At 41.4% G+C, this 17,396-nt stretch carries 11 protein-coding genes; 4 read left to right on the forward strand and 7 right to left on the reverse strand.

Annotated elements, in window-relative coordinates; all coding sequences use genetic code 11:
• Nucleotides 1-33: 33 nt before the first annotated feature.
• The 4 genes from ACT29H_RS06935 to ACT29H_RS06950 all read right to left on the reverse strand — a co-directional run bounded on the left by ACT29H_RS06935 (nt 34) and on the right by ACT29H_RS06950 (nt 8,892).
• A complete protein-coding gene (locus ACT29H_RS06935; protein WP_444820884.1) occupies nt 34-1,707 on the reverse strand; it encodes a DUF5018 domain-containing protein in 1,674 nt (557 codons plus the stop codon).
• A gap of 11 nt (nt 1,708-1,718) precedes the next feature.
• Complete coding sequence (locus tag ACT29H_RS06940) at nt 1,719-3,350, reverse strand: RagB/SusD family nutrient uptake outer membrane protein (protein WP_444820885.1); 1,632 nt, start codon at nt 3,348-3,350, stop codon at nt 1,719-1,721.
• Nucleotides 3,351-3,361: 11 nt separating this feature from the next.
• Entirely contained in the window at nt 3,362-6,478 is a 3,117-nt protein-coding gene (locus tag ACT29H_RS06945) for a SusC/RagA family TonB-linked outer membrane protein (RefSeq protein WP_444820886.1), read from the reverse strand.
• 1,289 nt (nt 6,479-7,767) lie between these two features.
• The gene (locus tag ACT29H_RS06950) at nt 7,768-8,892 is read right to left on the reverse strand and encodes a 4-phosphoerythronate dehydrogenase (protein ID WP_444820887.1); all 1,125 of its coding nucleotides are present in this window, start codon (nt 8,890-8,892) and stop codon (nt 7,768-7,770) included.
• Between the two features lie 353 nt (nt 8,893-9,245).
• Between ACT29H_RS06950 and ACT29H_RS06955 the strand changes: the two genes are divergently transcribed.
• Together ACT29H_RS06955 and rimM are read left to right on the forward strand one after the other, a co-directional pair.
• Entirely contained in the window at nt 9,246-11,273 is a 2,028-nt protein-coding gene (locus ACT29H_RS06955; protein ID WP_444820888.1) for a transketolase family protein, read from the forward strand.
• Between the two features lie 200 nt (nt 11,274-11,473).
• Nucleotides 11,474-12,001 (forward strand): ribosome maturation factor RimM, encoded by a 528-nt coding sequence (rimM, locus tag ACT29H_RS06960; protein WP_444820889.1) that lies wholly within the window; start codon nt 11,474-11,476, stop codon nt 11,999-12,001.
• Nucleotides 12,002-12,052: 51 nt separating this feature from the next.
• On the opposite strand, the gene ACT29H_RS06965 is transcribed toward rimM, so the two are convergent.
• From ACT29H_RS06965 to ACT29H_RS06975, 3 genes are all read right to left on the reverse strand, one after another.
• Nucleotides 12,053-12,541: an acyl-CoA thioesterase gene (locus ACT29H_RS06965; RefSeq protein ID WP_444820890.1), complete on the reverse strand. Its 489-nt coding sequence runs from the start codon at nt 12,539-12,541 to the stop codon at nt 12,053-12,055.
• 2 nt (nt 12,542-12,543) lie between these two features.
• Nucleotides 12,544-13,113 (reverse strand): L-threonylcarbamoyladenylate synthase, encoded by a 570-nt coding sequence (locus tag ACT29H_RS06970; protein ID WP_444820891.1) that lies wholly within the window; start codon nt 13,111-13,113, stop codon nt 12,544-12,546.
• 160 nt (nt 13,114-13,273) lie between these two features.
• Nucleotides 13,274-14,092: a 2,3,4,5-tetrahydropyridine-2,6-dicarboxylate N-succinyltransferase gene (locus tag ACT29H_RS06975; protein WP_444820892.1), complete on the reverse strand. Its 819-nt coding sequence runs from the start codon at nt 14,090-14,092 to the stop codon at nt 13,274-13,276.
• A 116-nt stretch (nt 14,093-14,208) separates the two neighbouring features.
• Between ACT29H_RS06975 and ACT29H_RS06980 the strand changes: the two genes are divergently transcribed.
• Both ACT29H_RS06980 and ilvD read left to right on the forward strand, forming a co-directional pair.
• Nucleotides 14,209-14,946, forward strand: a complete 738-nt coding sequence (locus ACT29H_RS06980; RefSeq protein ID WP_444820893.1) for a carboxypeptidase-like regulatory domain-containing protein — start codon at nt 14,209-14,211, stop codon at nt 14,944-14,946.
• A 601-nt stretch (nt 14,947-15,547) separates the two neighbouring features.
• Entirely contained in the window at nt 15,548-17,377 is a 1,830-nt protein-coding gene (gene ilvD / locus ACT29H_RS06985) for a dihydroxy-acid dehydratase (RefSeq protein ID WP_444820894.1), read from the forward strand.
• The last annotated feature ends 19 nt before the right edge of the window (nt 17,378-17,396 follow it).

Here is a 17,396-nt window from a genome sequence, read left to right on the forward strand (position 1 = left end):
CAATATGGGTGTCAATATCACAAGAACTATTCACTACATATCAATACAGTCGAACTGGTATCCTACTACATATCCATTTGTAAACATAAAATAGAGATAGAGATAGAAACCGTCCTCCGAAACTTTTAAAGCAACATCCCCTGTTCCATTAGCATTCTGAACTACAGGTGAAATCGCTTTAGCCCCGTAAGTATCAAGCGGTGTTTCCCAAACAACAGCAGGACAAGTCCCCGCTGCCAGGTTCCCTGTAAAATTAGAACTGGCGCTAACATCAAGTAACCAAACCATATCCGACGCGCCCCAGGTAAAACTGTTCACCCAGTTTACTGTTACGTATCGAGCATTATTAAATGCTATAAAATCAACCGCATTTTGAATATAATTTGCACTAATTGGCTCTAACATTTGACTTACTGTTTGGGTACTTCCATCTACCCAAGCTAATGTGTTATCTGAATAAGACGCCACAAAATAATCACTATTGGTATCCGAACCTGAAGTATAAATAATATCGCAATTGGTTGTCCATCCTTTTGTAAGTCCACTCATCGTTATTACTTCAGGAGTTTGAGAAGCAAGGACACCCCCCGAAATATTCCACCTTGCGAATTGCTGACCAAGATTCAAGATTGGGGCGGTAATAATAGCATTTCCATTAATATCTCCCTGCACCGATAACTTACGACCAACAGGGACTCCTCCATCCCACTCAATCAATAATTCCGGGGTTCCAGAAATTCCGGCTACTTTCCATATTTTAAATGCTCCATCATTAGGTGCAAGGTTACAAATAAGGATATTTCCAGCTTTATCCATTGTATTATAAAAGTTCGTCAGATTGCCTTTTACCGCCCCAAGATCGATTTCTCCAATTTTTTCACCGGTTTTTGCATCCAAATAAACGCTGTTCTCACCTCTTGTATTTAAAACAATAAATTCTCCTGCCACTGCTAACCCTCCCGTCAGATGATCAACTGTGATACCTATATCAGCTTTTAGCTTTTTGGCAAACATTAGTTTTGCACTACCGGAACGTATTCCGTAAGGTAATTTCTCAGGAATTTCCTTCTTAACCGTGTAAGTTTTTTGAGTTACTCCGTCATGTGCTGTTACAACCAATTCCACCTCATCATTATAGTCAAGTTCAATTTCTCTAGGATCGGGAGAAATCGTTGCATGATAAGACAATGTCACTTCTGCCAAAGAAGGTTCAAGCTCTCCAATTGCAACCAGAGAAATTGTTTGGGTCGACTCGTTAATCACGCCGGTTAAACCAAGGGATGGAAGTTTAAATTCTTTGAGTTCACATTCAGAACTTTTCCTTATTTCACCGCGCACAATGTACTCGTGTACCTCACCTATCTGATCCTTTACATAAATCAAATTGTCCATTGTCAAATCCAAATACAAGAGAGGGGGAGAGACCGTGACATTATCATCCAAATTGGCTTTAACACGCATTTTTGAAATCATATTTTCTGTTACCCTATTATTACTACTAACCGGGAAATAGTATGGAATTGGAATAATAATCTCATTGGTTCCTTCATTAATAGTCCCGATAAACTCTCCAGTTCCATCCGAAAAAGTAGCCGTTATACTATTAATACCAGCTCGGGAAATGGAGGGCATCAATTCATCTGGCTCCTGGCATCCATTGAGAAACCCCAGAATAAGTAGTGCCGTAAATAATATATTTCTTTTCATAGTTCACTGATTTATTTCCATTCATCATATTGCTCTATTGCTGAATTGTTTGCCAACTCGCTATAAGGAACCGGCAACACATAAGTCTTTTCAAGAAACTTACGATCTTGAAGGTCACAATCAACATGTTCGTACAGATACCCTCCTTCATGAGGAGAAATTTTCATACCATGAACTCTGTAGTCGTTATATTCAAGATGGGCAAGTCTCCATCGACGCATATCCCAATAAAGATGCCCCTCATAAGCCAACTCAATTTTCCTTTCGTGACGGATGGCTTCAAATAATTCTTCTTCTGAAAGCCCCTCTTTATTAGGAAGACCAACTCTTCTTCTTACGGCATTCACATCATCTAGAGCATTTCCCAAATTTCCAAGCTTGTAGTTGGCTTCGGCACGATTCAGGTATACTTCGGCCAGTCGCAATTCCACCCAAGGTTGAGTGCTGTTATATGTCACCAAATCCGTATGCGCTTCATCTCTGAACTTCTTAAGATAGTAGCCGGTTGTAGTACGTCCTTTTGAATAAGTATCTTCACGATATCCCATATATCTCCCATTAGTTCCGTCTACTGAATTCTCCACAATTTTACCCTGCCAAGTTGAACCATTATAAATAACAGTAGCATGAAAACGAGGTTCCAACACTCCATATGGTGGAGGTGTAGTTGTTCCTCCTTCTACATGCCAAGCAGACCAATCCACTTGTGTCCCATCGTTTTTTTCATAGGATTCAACCATTTCTTGAGTAGGAGTTCCACTTCCTCCCTGATTTTCTATTTCACCAAAAGTGGCATAATCTTTATCAAAAGTGTGATAAGGACCAGTAATGAGATAATTGTATTCTAATATGGATTCAGAATTTCCTCCTTTCCACGCATTCTCGTACTGTTCTGTCAAACTATAAATCCCCAAGGCAAATACCGAGTCAGCAGCATTTTTAACCGATTCCCATCGCTGAGCATATAACATCGCTCTGGATTTGAAGGCAAATGCGGCCCCTTTAGTTACACGTCCCTTATTTGTTTGATCCCATTGTTTTGGTAGTACAGACGCAGCAAAATCAAGGTCTTCTTCAATCAAGTTCCATGTTTCCTCTTCTGACGACCTAGCTTGGTTTCTCTGAAGATCCATGTTGGTATACAAAATCACGCCTCCATGACGTTTGGCCAATTGGAAATACAAGAATGCTCTGAAAAATCTGGCTTGTCCTTCAAACAGCTCGTTTGTTTCATCATCCAACTCTGAATATTTCTCCAGTCCGACCAAAAATTCGTTTACTCTCCTAATTCTTTCGTAGGTTTCGCCCCAAGTATCCAGCAAATTCCCTGAGGGAGAGATCCCTTCCGGATCAAACACATACATATTGGCATCTCCGGCTTTACTTCCCGGCACATACGAACCATATTTCAGTGTTTCTGTTAACCCTTCGGTGAGGTTCCCGCTAAACTGGGAAGATCCAAAATTTCCATATCGATCAATGTATGGGTAAAACCCATTAACGTAAAGGGTAACATTCTCTTTATTAGACCAAACAATTTCGTCAGATATTCTGTCTGTTGGAGTAGTATCCAGGAAATCATTACATCCCGAAAACCCCACTACCAGCAGAACAAGACCTATTCTAAAAATTATATCTTTCATAGTGTCCATTATTAAAAAGTCAATTTAATTCCCATTGAATAGATTCTTTGTTGAGGATAATATCCATTTGAAACACCTGGTTGTTCAGGGTCAATATTATACTTCGTCAATTCGCTAAAGGTGGCAAGGTTTTCACCTTCGGCATAAATTCTCAGATTACTGATCCCCATTGACGAAAGCCAACTTTTCGGAAAGGTGTAGCCGATTTGCAGATTTTTTAATCTCAAATAGTTGCCATTTCGATACCAGAATGTTGAAGAAAAGGCATTGTTAGAGCTGGCCGAGACGATAGCCAATCTTGGAAATTCCCCATCGTTATTATCTTCTCGCCATGAATTCTCAACCAGATATTTAGGCGAATTGCCACCATGATAAAATGGTTTTGTCATTGAAGTATTATCCATAACTCCGCTGCCATAAACTCCGGTAAGTGCAACATCACGCCCAAAAGCTCCCTGAAACAAAAAGGAAAGATCGAATCCTTTCCATTCACCGCTAAAAGAAAAACCTCCTATAAACTTAGGATAGGCTGATTTCCCAATATATCCCCTATCCTGTTCATAGGTAATGACACCATCTCCATTGCGGTCTTTATATTTAATATCACCTACACGTACATCCTTACCTGGAATTAAAGGAGAATTATCTATCTCCTCCTGACTTTGGAACAAGCCCTCGGCAATAAAGCCAACCTGAGCACCTACCTCTTTCCCGGTTATTTTAAGCCAATCCGGTGTATTCGGAGAATCACCATACCGTAGCCAACGTCTCTTAGTATAGGTCCCATTGGCATTTAAACGATATGAAAACTCACCTATCTTGTTTCGATGCGATATATTGATTTCAAACCCTTTATGATCTTGTTTATTATTATTAGCATACCCCGGAACATATCCACCAAAAGAAGGAGGATAAGTAGCATCTACAGAGCTAAGCATGTCATAAATATACTTGTAGAAAACATCCAACTCAACGCCCAAAAGCCCTTTCCATAAAATCGCATCAAAACCTGCATTATATTGTAATGACTTTGCCCACGTTAAATCGGTATTCGCCGGACGCGACGTAAACAATCCATTTTGAGCCGAACCACCTATGACAACCGCAGGGTTGTTTAAAAATGACAACGTATTAAGATAATAGTAAGGTGATATTTGCGTTGTTCCGGTTAATCCAACTCCGCCCCTAATTTTAAGATTATTCACAAAATCTAGGCTCTGGAACCAACTCTCTTCCGAAATCCTCCAACCTAATGATGCAGCAGGGAAAGCACCCCATCGTTCATTCATCCCTCCAAAAACATAACTTCCATCATAACGAAGAGAAAGTTCGGCAAGATACTTTGAAGCAAAGTCGTAATTTAGTCTGCCAACAAATCCTACTTGTCTTTGTATATAACTGCTACCCGACACCTTATTCTTTTCATCCAACGTCGCAAAGTTCAATTCATCCAACTCCATAAGATCAAACCCATAACCATATGCCCCAAAACTATTACCTTCTTTTTCAATGGTTTCCAACAATGCTAGCGCCGAAACATTATGAAGTCCGAACTGATTATCATATCTAAGACTGGTGTTGGTGGTAACGTAAGTATATTTGGAAGATCCCTCAACCAGACTGGCAACTTTCCCTCGGGGATCATGAGTATATGAATAACTTATATCTCCCTGAGACGTTGTTGGCAGACTTGCTACATACGAATAATACGGAGTAGAAAACGATTTAGAGGTTTGATTGAACAAATCATAAGCTACCATCATCTTCGCTGTTAAGCCTTTGATAAAGGGGAAACGATAATTTAGTGAAAGGTTCGTTTGAAGGATATTGGCTTTGACCTTATTGTACCCACTCATCGTAGATGCGGCTATAGGATTGACGTGAGAACTGGCAGTTCGAGTAGAAACAGGTACGCCATCAATCTCTTCCACAACATAAGGATGGGCACGAATGGCTTGTTGAGGTATGTTATTCCAATCGTTAGGACTTGCTGAAAAACCAGGCCTTCTCCTATCCTCTACTCGTGCCGATATATCAAATTTCAAATCAAGATTTTTGGCAATTTCAGCATCAATATTGGATCGTAGGTTAATCCTATTGTAATTAAATCCTTCGACATTTCCTTCTTGATCGAAATACCCCAACGATGTAAAATATTTAATTTGTTTTGTTCCCCCGGTAGCATTTACATTAAAATTCTTATTGGTTCCTATGTCAAAAGTTTTTTCGTACCAATTGGTATTACCCCAACCATCTGTCGGGTCGCCATTCAGCATCTTCTCAACATGTTCTGATGAAAAAACCGGATCGTCGCCATCCATCTCCCGAGCCTTGTTATACCAGTACGCGTATTCAGGGCCATCCAGCATCTCTAGCATCTGGGTATTCTTACTAATTCCGTAGCCTGCATTGAAGGAAATTCGTGAATCTTCTTCTTTCCCCCTTCTTGTTGTTACAATTATTACCGCATTTGCATCCAATCCGTAAATTGATGCTGAAGATGCATCTTTCAAAACAGATATCGACTCAATCTCGTTCGGATCTATTTCTGAAAAGCTTCGCTCAACACCATCGACAATATATTTGGCCGAAGAGCCTCTAACCATTAGACTGGCCGCATCTGCTCCGGGTTGACCGGACTGTTGTAAGGAAATAACACCAGGAACGACTCCTCCTAACTTACTGGTTATATTCCCCACAGGAGCCTTTAACAATTTTTCTCCCGAAACCTGAGAGACAGCTCCTGTCACACTGGATTTTTTCTGTGTTCCATAGCCCACTACCACAACTTCATCCAACTCGGACAACGATTCTTTCATTGAAACATAAATAGAATTCTGACCATCGACTGGAACTTCTTTGCCTTCAAAACCTATAAATGAAAACACTAAAACAGCATTTTCATCACTTACGCCGATGGTGAAATTCCCGTTTATATCCGAAATTACACCATTCGATGTCCCTTTTTCTAGAATATTGACACCAACTATTGGCTCTTGTTTAAGGTCCATCACTTTCCCTGACACCCTAAACTGAGAAAACCCTTCCTGGACGCCAAGCAAACCAAAAAACAATAATAGAAATACAGCTTTTTCATAGTTAACGATTTTTTTTCTGCTGGTTGACAAAACTGAAAAACTCAAAACACAATATACACCTCATATAAACGATCGATTACAAAGACAAAAACATATTAAATCATGCAATACCATTGATATAGATTATCGCCATCTAGCTGGCATCTTTTTCACAACACACGAACAACTGCTTTTCATTTTTTACCCATACCCTTAATAATTTAAATTATTGTTCAAAAAACCCATTTATTTATCCATTTTATTTTCTTTGTCTCAATATTAAATTTACTTTTTTATTTTCTGCAAATCTATTATTAAAAATTTTTTTTAACAACTTTTTTCTAAAAAAAACTCACAAAACAATCCTGAACAAACTTACAAAGTCTTACACCCCCTAATTTTACTATCATTCAGGCGGAAATGGAACACACTAAAATCACAAATCATCTAGGATTCCAAGGAACAAGGATAGGATTTACGGAAGAGGATAAGCCATTCTTAAAATCTCTATAATAACATCTTACCCTCTGTTACAATCTTTTTCTCAACAAGAATAAATAATGCAGTTCATCTCAGAATAAAAGCAATGAAAAACCCGACCAAATATCGTCCACTCCAGTTTTTCAAGCATTGAATACAGCCCAAAGCCTACTTTTCTTATCGATTAAAGCTTTATTCTATTGTCTTTTTTTGCTAAGGAATACACGGGCTTTTGGACTTCACCCAAGAAATACAAAACCAACACAAAAAATGGTTTATAAAAAATATAAGCTTGTTGACAGGCAAAATTGAAATAACTATTCTGACGAGAAAATATTGTTCTGACTCGCTATCAAATTAAAGGAGTTTAAGCACGACCACTCAATGGAGAGGTGTGAATTTCTATTTTTTAGATAAGTCTGGGGCTAATATTATAAAGTACTTTTCCTGAAGCATTTTATAGAATGAAGATAGGTGAAAGTCCTTCAACAACCGAAAACGAATTACTCACTCCAACACCTAATTCCGCTTTACACGAAAGTTCCAAAAAACAACAAGATCAACGCATGACATCACAAACACACACAGATCATCCGAGAATTGAACTTTTTTCAACAAAATTCCTACAGTAACATACTACCAAATAGCAATAAATCTTTTCCGGTAGATTTCCCGAACAACAAATCTAATCCTGATCAGCGGGGATTAATCCCTACAGACAATTATATTTGGGATCCACTCCAAAAGCCATCATTATTACCCAACTATGGGAGCACATCAACAACCGAGAAAATACTTCATTAGAAGCATCATAAAAGCAAAACTGCAGTACAGCAGGAATAGCTGCTTTATTTCTAAAATCAAGCTTTTATTTTGAATCCCAACAATTGCAACGATTTTATTAATTCCTGATTCTCGTCGGGAACGGTAACCGTCCAGCACGACAATTCCCGACGTACAGGATAATTCCCTCTCAAATCTTCAAACTTTTCGGGGTGTTCGGCCAGTCGGCGAGCATCTTCAGACACGTCGTAAGTTTGGAGAATGGCTTGGGCAAGCTTTAAATTCAAAGCTTCATCGTTGTCTCTTATTGTTAGGGACATATTTTCAGGGGCGGGCAAATCATTTGGATACCAGTCTTCCAGTCCAAGCTGGAACATATTGCTAACAAACCTGACAGCTGCCGCAGTTCCGTTTGCTTTCCCATCCACAGCATATCCTGCAATATGGGGTGTTCCAAGCATTAACTCATCTTGCAATTTCTGCAAGATAGCAGGCTCATGCTCCCAAACATCAAGGATCGCTTTATCAATTAAGCCCGTACCAAGCCCTCTCAGTAACGTCTGCTCATCAACAACTTCACCACGAGAAGAATTAATTAGGATGCACCCTCTTTTCATCATCAGAAGAGAAGTATCGTTGAGCAAATGAAAAGTAGGGTAATTTCCATCTTTGGTTAAAGGCACATGAAAAGTAACCACATCCGAAACCTGAAGTAACACATTAAGGTCGGTATTGGGAAAGTCCTTCTCTCTTTCTTTTCTGGGGGGATCGCTCATCAGCACTTTCATTCCAAAGGCTTCTCCCACCTTAACCACTTTACTCCCCACATTCCCGACGCCCACAACGCCTAACGTTTTACCTTGTAAAGAATAGCCACTCAATTCTAAAGTGGCAAAAACAGAGGCAATGTATTGCTTTACAGACCCTGAATTACAACCCGGGGCATTGGCCCAGGCAATGTTGTTTTTCTCAAGCCACGGAATATCCATATGGTCGGTACCTATAGTGGCAGAAACCACCCCTTTGACTTTGCTCCCGGATAAAAGTCCACTATTCACCTTGGTTCTGGTCCGAACAATAAGAGCATCGGCTTCCTTCACATCCTGATGGCTTATTGAAGCTCCAGGAAGATAAACCACCTCCGCATAAGGTTCCAGTACTCCTTTAAGAAAAGGAATTTTATCATCTGCGACAATTAACATCTTATTTACAATTTAAATTTTGACACTTTAAATTAACCAATAATATTTGTTTACTCTGTGAAATCCGAAATATAATTTTTGAATACAATGACATTACCGGCACAAAAGCGCTCTTTTATAATTCCATTCGCATCCGATTGATTGATCTGTTACTATTCTTCAACATCAATAGTGTATTTGTACCGATTCCTCCTCCTGTCAAAATTATTTCCGGATGAAAAATTCATTACTTTTGCACAGAATGCAATGAATTAGTGTTTTCTAGACAAAAATCAACTTCTGTTTCCTATATTTGCAAAAATAGATTAGAGAACAGATCAGAACAGATAAACCAATTTAAAATTCACACAAAAATGAGTACAGACATTGCCAAAAAAGCCGCAGATAACATACGCATGCTTTCTGCTGCGATGGTAGAGAAAGCCAAATCAGGTCACCCCGGTGGTGCTATGGGAGGTGCCGATTTCATGCATATTCTATTTTCCGAATATTTGGAATTTGATCCCACCGACCGATCATGGGCTCTCCGGGACCGGTTTTTTCTGGATCCGGGACATATGTCACCCATGTTGTATGCCCAGTTAGCTCTCACCGGAGCATTTACCATGGAGGAGCTGGCTAATTTTCGTCAATGGGGAAGCCCAACACCCGGCCACCCCGAGGTGGATCTAGCACGAGGAATAGAAAACACTTCCGGACCTCTTGGACAAGGCCACACCATGGCTGTTGGAGCTGCCATCGCTGAGAGATTTCTCGCCCAAAAATTTGGAGAATGGAGTGCCCACACCATTTACACTTTCATTTCAGACGGCGGCATTCAAGAAGAAATATCTCAGGGTGCAGGACGTCTGGCTGGACATCTAGGCTTAGGCAATCTGGTCATGTTTTATGATTCCAATGACATACAGCTCTCCACTGAAACAAAACTGGTATCTACCGAAGACACTGCAAAAAAATATGAATCATGGGGCTGGGCTGTAAAAACCATCGATGGGCATGATCATGCACAAATTAGAGAAGCGCTCGAAGAGGCCAAGCATACGACAGACAAACCGTTCCTGATCATTGGTAAAACAATTATGGGGAAAGGTGCCGTAACCGAAGAAGGCGCATCTTATGAACGTCAAGTTTCAACACATGGGCAACCTTTAAGTGCGGCCGGGGCTTCATTCCGAAAAACCATTGAAAATCTGGGCGGTGATCCCGAACAACCCTTCACTATTTTCCCCGAAGTTGCTGCTTATTACAAGGAAGCGATGAGCGAAAAAGCCAGTCGGGCACAAGTAAAAAAGGCCGAACAGAAAAAATGGGAAGAAGCCAACCCTCAATTGGCACAAAAGTTCCACAAGTTTTTCAATAATGAAGTACCTGACATCAACTACGCAGCCATAGAACAGAAGGCCAATGCTGCTTCCCGTGCGTCTTCCGGTACCGTTTTAGCCCATTTTGCCGAACACGTGGAAAACATGCTTGTTATGTCGGCCGACCTTAGTAACTCGGACAAAACCGACGGCTTCCTGAAAAAAACACATCCCGTAACAAAAGATGACTTTTCCGGACAATTCGTCCATACCGGGGTTTCTGAACTCACCATGGGGGCACTTGCGAATGGAATGGCATTGCATGGTGGCGTAATTCCTGTGTGTGGAACCTTCTTTGTTTTCTCAGACTATATGAAACCCGCCGTTCGAATGGCAGCGCTTATGCAATTGCCGGTTAAATACGTATGGACACATGATGCTTTCCGAGTAGGAGAAGACGGTCCGACACATCAACCGGTAGAGCAAGAGGCACAAATACGCCTTTTGGAAAAACTCAAAAATCATACTGGAGAAAACAGCATGCTGGTGCTTCGTCCGGCAGATGCCAATGAAACCACCGTTGCATGGCAAATGGCAATGGAAAACACAAAAACGCCTACTGCGTTAATCCTTTCCCGCCAAAACATTCCTGATTTGCCGGGCAGCACCTACCAAAACGCCCTGAGAGCCAAAAAAGGCGCTTATATCGTTCAAAAAGACGAAGGTAATATCGACCTGGTGATGGTAGGGAATGGATCTGAAGTTTCTACCCTGATCGAAGGAGCTGAAATGCTCCGAAAAGAAAAGGGGTTGAAAATTCAGGTTGTTTCTGCCATTTCTGAAGGCCTGTTCCGAAATCAGCCCAATGATTATCAAGAAGAAGTATTACCCAAAGACACGCCGAGATTTGGCCTTACAGCCGGACTGCCAGTTACCATTGAAGGACTTACCGGCCCCAACGGTATTGCCATCGGCCTGGATCATTTTGGATATTCTGCACCTTATAAGGTTTTGGATGAAAAATTCGGATTCACAGGAAAGGCTGTCTTTGATGCCGTTTGTAAATTCATGAAGCGTTAAATTCACCACTTTCAGTCCCTATGGACTGATTTCATGGAGACTCGCTTTTTTTAAACAATTGTGCCACATTTACGGATAAACTCATATTTCTGTACCGTTGTGTAATCCTGTAAATGTGGCTCTATTTAATAGTAAATACCCGAAATTAATTCCCGGTTTAATAATAAGAACGTTTCCGCTTAACAAAAAACCTCTGAACCATGCTCGAAAAATCGGATTTTAGATCTGTCGGAGTGCTTTCCCGACCTCATGGAATTGCAGGAGAAGCAGCCATAAGGCTTTCCCCGGAAGCAATGAACTGGGATTTGTCTCCGTCATTTATCTTTATTGAAATTAACAATGAACTGGTGCCTTTTAGAATCAGCGGTATGCGTTATAAAGCCGATGACATAATTCTGGTGAAGTCGCCATTCCTTTCTTCCGAAGAAGAAATAAGAGCATTAATGGGATGCTCGGTATATCTCTCTGATCGGGAAATTGAACAAATCCCGGCCGGATTGAATAATCTCAACGCTTTTATCGGCTTTAAAGTTATCGACACCAACCATGGCATGATTGGTGAAATATTTGAGTTACAAGACATATCAGGAAATCCCCTTTTTCGAATTCACAAAGAAAACGATGAGATACTTATTCCGGTAGCAGAAGAATTCATCATCAAAATCAATAATGATGAAAAAATCATTGAGATGAAAATTCCGGAAGGATTATTGGATATAAACAATTAGAAAATGCAACTTCAGATTTCTTCCCCTCAATAGAACCAACAATAGCTGCCGTCAGAATATCGTTTTCTCAAATTGAGAAATACGATTGCGCCACTCCTCCGGCAAAATAAATGAAGTTCCGGTACTTCGACGAAAACCTGCCATCACCGACTCACAGACAGATAGAGGAGCTTCATCCCCATCGGCAACAAGCCACTGAACCATTTTTAAACTCTTATTCCCTAACCCCACAATGCGGCTAAGCACTTCTACAGATTGCCCCAAAAAAATTTGACGGATAAAATCTGTGTTGGTATGAACCACAACCAGTTGATCATCCCGGGTCGAATCACCGGGCAACCATCCCAACACATCTCTCATATAGTACATACGACCCACATCATAATAGTCATTGTACACACCGTTGTTTACATGTCCGAATCCATCCACATCACTGAACCGCATCTGAACCGGTATTCGGTGTCTGAAATCTGCTATTTTCATATCATCACTCCTGTTACGCTCATACATTCCACAATAAACTCCAGCCTTCTTCATCATGCCTATTCACGTATCACCTCAACCTGACCATCAATTCCCAGTTTAATTATTCCTGAAGGCGCCGGGTTATTAACTTCATCCTGTCGGTATTTCACCACATAATCCACTCCATTCAGAATCTCCTCACTGATGTCCCCGAAATTTTTAGGGGCTGTCTCACCACTTAAATTGGCAGAGGTGGATACCAAAGGCTTCCTGAAGGCTTGACACAAGGTTCTCGAAAACGACTCATTGGTAACTCGAATACCAATACTCCCATCGTCGGCCAACAAATTTTCGGCAAGATTTTTCCCCTGAGGATATATGATGGTTAATGGCTTATCGGCTATTTCAATAAGATCGTATGCTAATTCCGGCACTTCTTCCACATACGAATTCAATCGCACCATATTATCAATCAACACCAACATGCTTTTGTGGTCGTCTCTTCTCTTCAGATTATAAATTTTCTTCACAGCATCAGCATTGGTGGCATCGCATCCGATCCCCCAAATGGTATCAGTAGGATAAGCAATTAGCCCTCCGTTTCGTAATACTTCTACTGCATTTTTTATGTCTTCCTGATAATTCATATCATAAAATTTCTTCTAAATACTCACATACAGCACAATGACTACTGCCAATCAACACTTGCAACCGTTTTTTCGCACAAGAAAACCGGAAACATCACAGAATGCTTTCCGGTTCTTTGCAACTATTAGTTCCTTTAATAAAAGCTTTATGCATTACCTATCAAACAGCCACATCAAAGTCACGCAAAGCATCATTCAACGACGTTTTTCTATCGGTAGATTCTTTCCGCTTCCCGATAATCAATGCTGCAGGCACCTGATATTCACCTGCCGGAAACTTCTTGGTATAACTTCCCGGGATAACTACCGACCGCGGTGGCACATATCCCTTATATATTACGGGCTCAGGTCCGCTAACATCAATTATTTTGGTAGAACCGGTAAGTACCACATTGGCTCCCAATACCGCTTCTTTACCAACTCTGCAACCTTCCACAACAATACATCTTGAACCAATAAATGCATGATCTTCTATAATAACAGGAGCGGCCTGTACCGGTTCTAGAACTCCGCCAATACCAACGCCTCCACTTAGGTGAACGCCTTTGCCTATCTGTGCACAGCTACCCACTGTTGCCCAGGTATCCACCATGGTACCGGCAGACACATAGGCACCGATATTCACATAAGAGGGCATCATAACCACTCCTTTTTCTATGTATGCACCATATCGGGCCACGGCATGAGGAACCACACGAATGCCTTTGGCGGCATAATCATGTTTCAAAGGAATCTTATCATGCCATTCCAGAGGCCCTACTTTTATGGTTTCCATTTTTTGCAATGGGAAGTATAAAATAACCGCCTTTTTCACCCATTCATTCACTTTCCAGTCATCTCCATCAGGCTCAGCAACGCGCAACGTGCCCTTGTCAAGTAGAGCAACCACCTCGTTTACTGCCTCCTGAGTCTCGCTGTACTCCAGTTGAGACCTGTCGTCCCAGGCCTTTTCAATAATTGCTTTCAAATTTTCTCTCATAGGTACAGTTTTTGTTTCTACCGTAAAGATAATTTTTAAATATAATATAACCTTTGATTGATTTTGCTTTACAGGGTACCATTTCTGATGCCCAAACACTTTAATCAGACAAATTAATGAAGAATTTCACACTAACCGGCATTTTTATATCTTTTTTACTTTTATCCAACCCTTTAACCGGACAGGACAACAAACAAATTCGTATTTCAGGATACGTTTGCAACGCTGAAAATCACAAGCCTTTACACTACGCCCAACTGGTTAGTTTCAACACCTTCCTCTCTTACACCACCGACACCAAAGGACACTTCAGCATAATGCTTGACAAAAACGATTCATTAAAAATTGTTTCCATGGGATTTGAAGGGGTTGTACTCAGAGCAGAATACTTTCTTAAAAATAACGACAAGGATACTATTTTCCTTGATCCTGCATCCTACCTTCTCAACGAAGTTACCATCAATGCTCATGAACAATCCATTAACTTAAATCTCCCCGGAAATTTCGGGGTCAATGTTGACCCTGACGCCGAGCCTGACCGTTCTGTTCCGGATCCTTCCATTGGAATGATATTTAATCCTTTGACTTTGGCCCACTCGGCTTTTGGCAAAAAAGCCAAAAAGCAACGAAAACTCAGAAAACACATTGATCAACAAAACAAAAAAGCACGATGGTTCTCCATATTGTCTTCCGGAATACTAAAAGAATGGACCGGACTGGAAGGGAAAGAACTGGAAAACTTCATCATCTTTTGCAATACAAAAAATTCCATAAACAACTCAGACGACCAGCTAACCATTCACCGCAAAGTATTGAACCTTTTGGACATGTACAACAACAGCAAAATGGAATAATTTGTTCGATTTCGAAAGCCAAATGGACAGTTGCTACCTTGCCAATTTGCGCGCCATTAAATGATTCCTTTTTACACGCCGCCCGATAATTGTAAAAGTCATTCCAAACTATACTCGTTCCAATCAATTATTATTCAGTTTTCATGCATTCTGCCAATAAACATAATACCAATCATCAACTTTTTCAATAAGTCGGAAATACCACAACCTCAAAACACCCACACCCCCAATACATTAGACGCCTTTTTACAAGGGTATGCAGTTCCAAATTCAAAAAGGTTCAAAAATATCCCCTCCTAAAACTAAGATATCATCACCATATCATGCCCAAAAATCATAAAATTGCAACAAAAATCATTTTTTTTATTACAAAATACTTGCTTGTAATTTGAAAATATATACATTTGCAAAGAACAAATAAATTTAAACCGGTATATGAACCATTTTCTATCACTCATTCTCGTCAATATTATTATTCTCGTGGGACAACCAGGCAGAAGTGAGAATGGTGTATAGCTAAATAAAACCAACGATTTTAAAACCCCTCTCACTTCTGCGTGAGAGGGGTTTTTAGTTTAATAACAAAAAAAGAAAGCGGATAATGAAACGAAACTTAAGAAGTGATACCACCACACAAGGTCGACGGATGGCCGGTGCCAGAAGTTTATGGCGTGCCAACGGAATGAAAGAGTCACAGATGGGGAAGCCGCTTATCGCCATCGTCAATTCCTTTACTCAATTTGTACCCGGCCATGTCCATCTTCATCATATTGGACAGGAAATAAAACAAATCGTAGAGAAACAAGGCTGCTTTGCGGCAGAATTTAATACCATCGCCGTTGACGACGGTATTGCCATGGGACACGACGGAATGCTCTATTCCCTTCCGTCCCGAGATCTTATTGCCGACAGTGTGGAATACATGGTCAATGCCCATCGAGCGGACGCCATGATTTGTATCAGCAACTGCGATAAAATAACCCCGGGAATGCTCATTGCTGCCATGCGACTGAATATTCCTACCATATTTGTTTCCGGCGGCCCCATGGAAGCCGGCAGCAGTCAAGGAAAGGCGCTCGACCTCATCGACGCAATGGTTATGGCTGCCGACGATAATGTTTCTGATGAAGAAGTTCTGGCGGTAGAACAAAACGCCTGCCCCACCTGTGGGTCCTGCAGTGGCATGTTTACGGCCAATTCCATGAACTGCCTGAACGAAGCCCTTGGGTTGGCGCTCCCCGGAAACGGAACTATTGTAGCAACCCATGTCAACCGAAAAAAGCTGTTCGAAGAAGCGGCCAACCGAATTGTGGACCTCGCCTGGCGCTATTATCGAGATGGGGACGATTCGGTACTGCCACGTTCCATAGCGACCAAGTCGGCCTTTATGAATGCCATGACCCTCGACATTGCCATGGGCGGCTCCACCAATACTGTCTTGCACCTCTTGGCCATTGCCCATGAAGCAGGTGTAGACTTCACCATGCAAGACATAGATCAGCTGTCGCGCAAAACCCCTGTTTTGGCAAAAGTAGCACCCAACAGTCACTATCACATCGAAGATGTTAATCGGGCCGGAGGAATACTCGGAATACTGGCTGAGTTAAGTCGCCATAACCTGATAGACACGAAAACAGGAAGAGTTGATTACCCTTCATTGGCTGAAGCTTTAAAAGATCATGATCTCAAAAGCGACCGTGCCACTGAAACAGCCAAAGAAAAATACAGAAGCGCCCCTGCCGGTTTTCGGAATCTTAAATTAGGCTCCCAAAACGCCGTATATGATGCTTTTGATCTGGACCGCGAAAAGGGATGCATCAGAGATGTGGAACACGCTTATTCCAAAGACGGAGGACTGGCGGTGCTTTTCGGCAACATCGCCAAAGACGGTTGTATCGTCAAGACTGCCGGCGTAGATGAATCCATCCTTCATTTTGAGGGAACGGCCAAAGTTTACGAATCACAGGACAGTGCGTGTGAGGGCATTTTATCCGGCGAGGTGGTGGCCGGAGATGTGGTGGTCATTAAATATGAAGGCCCCAAAGGAGGCCCGGGAATGCAAGAGATGCTTTACCCAACCTCCTACATAAAGTCTCGCCACTTAGGCAAAGAATGCGCACTGATTACGGATGGGCGCTTTTCAGGAGGAACTTCCGGTTTATCCATTGGGCATATCTCTCCGGAGGCTGCCGCAGGCGGCGAAATTGCCCTTATCAAAACCGGTGACAAAATTATTATCGACATACCCAACCGGAGTATTGAGGTGGATATTTCTGAAGAAGAAATGGAAAAACGTCGACACGAAGAATTAAGCAAAGGCCCCAATGCCTTCAAACCCGGCTTCAGAGAACGACAGGTGTCAAAGGCCTTACGGGCATACGCATCCATGGTCTCATCTGCCGACAAAGGGGCTGTTAGAATCATGGAATAGCAGAAACGCAAAAGCAGAA

This window comes from Thermophagus sp. OGC60D27 (assembly GCF_052400625.1).
Classification (GTDB): Bacteria; Bacteroidota; Bacteroidia; order Bacteroidales; family Marinilabiliaceae; genus Thermophagus.